Origin of the sequence: Alteromonas sp. KUL106, from assembly GCF_009811415.1 — a bacterium.
In the GTDB taxonomy this organism is placed as follows: domain Bacteria; phylum Pseudomonadota; class Gammaproteobacteria; order Enterobacterales; family Alteromonadaceae; genus Alteromonas.
This window is the reverse complement of the sequence record NZ_BLIG01000005.1, coordinates 1-4,141: the sequence shown is the minus strand read 5'-3', so window position 1 is coordinate 4,141 and position 4,141 is coordinate 1. Positions and strand designations below refer to the sequence as shown.

At 45.7% G+C, this 4,141-nt stretch carries 4 protein-coding genes; all 4 read left to right on the top strand.

Annotated features, from left to right (window positions below):
- The first annotated feature begins 504 nt into the window (after positions 1 to 504).
- The 4 genes from GVO63_RS02215 to minE all read left to right on the top strand — a co-directional run bounded on the left by GVO63_RS02215 (position 505) and on the right by minE (position 4,112).
- The gene (locus GVO63_RS02215; protein ID WP_159577971.1) at positions 505 to 1,878 is read left to right on the top strand and encodes an aspartate ammonia-lyase; all 1,374 of its coding nucleotides are present in this window, start codon (positions 505 to 507) and stop codon (positions 1,876 to 1,878) included.
- A 324-nt stretch (positions 1,879 to 2,202) separates the two neighbouring features.
- Positions 2,203 to 3,012, top strand: coding sequence for a septum site-determining protein MinC (gene minC, locus GVO63_RS02210; protein ID WP_159577970.1), 810 nt, complete (start codon positions 2,203 to 2,205; stop codon positions 3,010 to 3,012).
- Positions 3,013 to 3,042: 30 nt separating this feature from the next.
- Positions 3,043 to 3,852: a septum site-determining protein MinD gene (gene minD, locus GVO63_RS02205; protein WP_159577969.1), complete on the top strand. Its 810-nt coding sequence runs from the start codon at positions 3,043 to 3,045 to the stop codon at positions 3,850 to 3,852.
- Positions 3,852 to 4,112, top strand: a complete 261-nt coding sequence (minE, locus tag GVO63_RS02200; protein ID WP_159494139.1) for a cell division topological specificity factor MinE — start codon at positions 3,852 to 3,854, stop codon at positions 4,110 to 4,112. The genes minD and minE overlap by 1 nt, the downstream gene beginning before the upstream one ends.
- Positions 4,113 to 4,141 lie beyond the last annotated feature (29 nt).

Below are 4,141 nucleotides of genomic sequence, written 5' to 3'. Positions count from 1 at the left end.
ATACCAATCCGCATAGATAATTGCCCACTCAGAAGCTTGCCAGACCTTCCCGAAGGGCGAGTTTAAAATGTCCGTACTCTTTGTTGTGTCACCTTGATGTAGAACCACTATACCTGCGGTAACACGCCGCGATTACGAACATTTTAACTCTCGCTGAGTGGGTAATTATCTATGCGGACTGGTATAAGTTACTCACACGATCTTACGCAAAAGAATAGCGCTGGATCATTGTAGTTGGTAATAATTATCATTTGCGTGATGGTGGTTCGCTCCAACAGTCGACGTGCCTTTGCGCTAAGCTTTTCCAGACCATGAGCACAAAACGTTGCTATCGGTTGAATGCTTCGCCAATAAAAAGAGTGATCGAATTACGCTTGCGAGATTAAAAATAGACATTCAGGCGTTAAATCTTCATTTTTCCACGGGTTTGTAGCTTTGAGCGCCGTTTTCAGGATAGTGAGTAACGCGCTTGCAAACCGTTTCATCGACACAAGGATACGAGTAATGACTGCAACACGCACAGAACGAGACAGCATGGGAGAACTTCAAGTTCCTGAAAATGCACTTTACGGTGCGCAAACACAGCGTGCTATTGAAAACTTTCCTGTAAGTGGTCAGCGAATGCCTGAAGCCTTTATACGTGCATTGGTAACTGTAAAAAAAGCGGCGGCTTTGGCAAATATGAAGCTTGAGGCACTAAATAATGACCGCGGACAAGCCATCGTCAAAGCATGTGACGAATTACTGTCTCTTGACGATATTGTGCAGCATTTTCCTGTCGATATCTTTCAAACCGGCTCAGGTACTAGCACCAATATGAATGCAAATGAGGTCATTGCGCGAGTGGCTTCGCGTTACTCAAATGAAGCAGTGCACCCCAATGACCATGTTAACTATGGTCAAAGTTCTAACGACGTTATACCTACCACCATTCATGTCAGTGCTGCCATGGCCCTGACAAAAAAGCTATTACCGGCCCTTGAAGGCTTAATCACCATTATCGAGGTGAAAGCAGAATCGGTAGCCCAGTACTGCAAGACAGGACGCACTCATCTAATGGACGCCATGCCGGTGGGGATGGACCAGAGTTTATTCGCGTGGGCTGCACAGCTTAAGCAGCAAGTAAACACATTGCGCTCACTACAACCCGCCATTCAAACCCTTGCACAAGGTGGTACCGCGGTAGGCACAGGTGTGAATGCTCACCCTGAATTTGCAGCTACGTTTTCCGACAGTTTACATAGGCTTACCGATATAGAGTTTACCCCTGCAGATAATTTTTTTGCGCTTATCAGTTCTCAAGACACCGCGGTTACATTGTCTGGAGCAACCAAGAGTCTCGCGGTCACTCTGATGAAAATAGCGAACGATCTGCGATGGATGAATTCGGGACCATTAGCGGGGCTTGGTGAAATTGCCTTGCCTGCGTTGCAGCCAGGCTCATCAATCATGCCAGGCAAGGTAAACCCGGTCATTCCTGAAGCCGTAGCGATGGCCTCAGCGCAAGTTATCGGTAATGACGCGGCTATTACTGTGGGGGGGCAGTCGGGTAATTTCGAACTCAATGTTATGCTGCCAATGATTGCCAATAATTTGTTGTCCAGTTTGTCGCTAATGACCAACAGCGCCACCCTTATTGGCGAGCAAGCCATTAAGGGGTTCACGGTCAATCAGGATAAAATCGAGTCATCGCTCTACCGAAATCCTGTGCTCGTGACCGCGCTCAACCCAGTGATAGGTTATGCCAAAGCGGCTGAAATAGCCAAAGCGGCGTATAAAGAAAATAAACCCGTGATTGATGTGGCGGAGGCGATGACTGATATCCCCAGGAATGAGCTGGAATCTATACTTGACCCCAAAAAACTGACCCGTCCATAAATGCTAACACTCAAAAAACGCGTGAAGAAAAGTGCGGTTTTAAACCGCACTTTTTTTGTAGATACATGGGCCCTGACGGCAATGCAATCGTTAGGTGAATGTTCCGTGACGTAAATTACTTGCCTATTGGCATAATCTTGGCCTATTCAGCGTTTAAAAGACTATGACAGTTGCTGTATATGCTAGGTTTTTTTGATACAGTGCTGCATTGGAATCATTTGAATCGCTGCGTAAGACAGCGACAAACTATTGCGCTAATAGGTTTTGCTCATACCAAGGTAAAAAGTACCACAGTAATAAGCAATGCCTTTTCGGGAAGAAAAAATGACAGAGACTTGCTTTCGCATGAAGGGCACTACGCTCACCAGTATTGTGTTAGAAGTAATAGATTTTGAACCAGATAGCTTTGAAGCTCAGCTATCACAAAAAATTGCGAGTGCACCGCAGTTTTTCACCCGTTCTTCACTGATATTGCACTTAATAAAACCCTTGTCAGCCACTGAATTTGAACTGCTTGTTGCGCTGTGTCGTCGTTTGCAGCTGCAACCTATGGCGGTAAAAGGGGAAGTGGCTGAATTAAAACCGACAATCAATGATTTAGGTTTAGCAGATGTCAGTCAAAGTAAGTTCACCGACAGTGTACTTCGTTCGCAAAATCCGTCTCAGCAAGCTGCTGGGAACAGCGACAATAGGAGCGAAAATAGTGGTGCCGAACCGGAATCTCAATCCCGCGAACACGGTACAAATACGTCAGCAGACAATGAATTATCCTCATCAAGGGCAACGCCTATAAAAGCGGCAGTTAAACCAGCCAAAGTCGTCAATCGTCCCGTGCGTTCAGGTCAGCAAGTGTATGCTGAAGGCAGTGACTTAGTGGTAACCGCGTCGGTCAGCGAAGGGGCAGAATTACTTGCCGATGGCAACATACATGTTTACGGCACACTTCGCGGCCGCGCTTTAGCGGGTGTTAAGGGCAATACGGGCGCCCGTGTATTTTGCCAGTCGTTAGACGCAGAACTTATTTCGATTGCAGGGCAATTCATTATGCACGACACCGTAAAAGGTGAATGCTGGAAGAAACCTGCACAAATATACTTAGAAGAAGAAACATTACGTATAGAGCCTTTGGCTTAATGCTTTGTACGCAATATTAGGAAAGAATAGATGACAAAGATTATTGTAGTAACCTCGGGGAAAGGTGGTGTAGGCAAAACTACATCAAGTGCAGCAATAAGTACGGGGCTTGCGTTAGCAGGTCATAAAACAGTCGTTATAGACTTCGATGTGGGTTTGCGAAACCTTGATCTCATCATGGGCTGTGAACGTCGCGTTGTTTATGATTTTGTAAATGTTATCAATAAAGAAGCGTCACTTAAGCAAGCGTTAATTAAAGATAAGCGTACGGAGAATTTATTCATTCTTCCTGCATCGCAAACCCGCGATAAAGATGCTCTTACAGTGGATGGCGTTCAAGCAGTGCTTGATGAACTGAAAAAAGATTTTGAATTTATCATCTGTGACTCGCCTGCAGGTATTGAGCAGGGCGCACAGATGGCATTGTATTTTGCCGATGAAGCTATTGTGGTGACTAATCCAGAAGTATCGTCAGTAAGAGATTCAGATCGCATTTTAGGCATTCTTCAAAGTAAGTCGATGCGCGCAGAAAAGGGCGAATCTGTAAAAGAGCATTTGCTGTTAACACGCTATAACCCAACCCGCGTTGAGAGTGCTGAAATGTTGAGTGTGGCTGACGTTGAAGAAATTTTGGCTATTCCGCTATTGGGCGTAATACCAGAATCTGAAGCGGTGCTAAAGGCATCGAACCAAGGTCAACCCGTTATTCTTGACGAAGACGCCAATGCAGGACAAGCTTATGCTGACGCTGTCAAACGGCTGCTAGGCGAAACTGTTCCTCATCGTTTCCTAGAAGCAGAGAAGAAAGGGTTCTTCAAGCGTCTGCTAGGAGGTAAGTAATGGGAATTTTCGACCTGCTCAAAAAGAAGCAAAAGCCGAGCACTGCGGCAGTAGCCAAAGAGCGGTTACAAATTATTGTCGCGCATGAACGCAAGAGGCGAACAGAGCCTGACTACTTGCCAATGATGCAACAAGAAATCATTCAGGTTATCCGCAAGTATGTGAAAATTGCAGACGACCAGGTGTCGGTTCAGCTAGACAATAACGACGACTGTAGCGTGCTTGAATTGAATGTCACGCTGCCAGACAACCATAACTAGGGCGTGTTGACCTTTTCTGTACGAATTTT

What these genes read in the sequence shown, in the direction of transcription:
- minE (WP_159494139.1), top strand. Translation starts at nt 3,852, where the DNA reads ATGGGAATTTTCGACCTGCTCAAAAAGAAGCAAAAGCCGAGCACTGCG.
- minD (WP_159577969.1), top strand. Translation starts at nt 3,043, where the DNA reads ATGACAAAGATTATTGTAGTAACCTCGGGGAAAGGTGGTGTAGGCAAA.
- minC (WP_159577970.1), top strand. Translation starts at nt 2,203, where the DNA reads ATGACAGAGACTTGCTTTCGCATGAAGGGCACTACGCTCACCAGTATT.
- GVO63_RS02215 (WP_159577971.1), top strand. Translation starts at nt 505, where the DNA reads ATGACTGCAACACGCACAGAACGAGACAGCATGGGAGAACTTCAAGTT.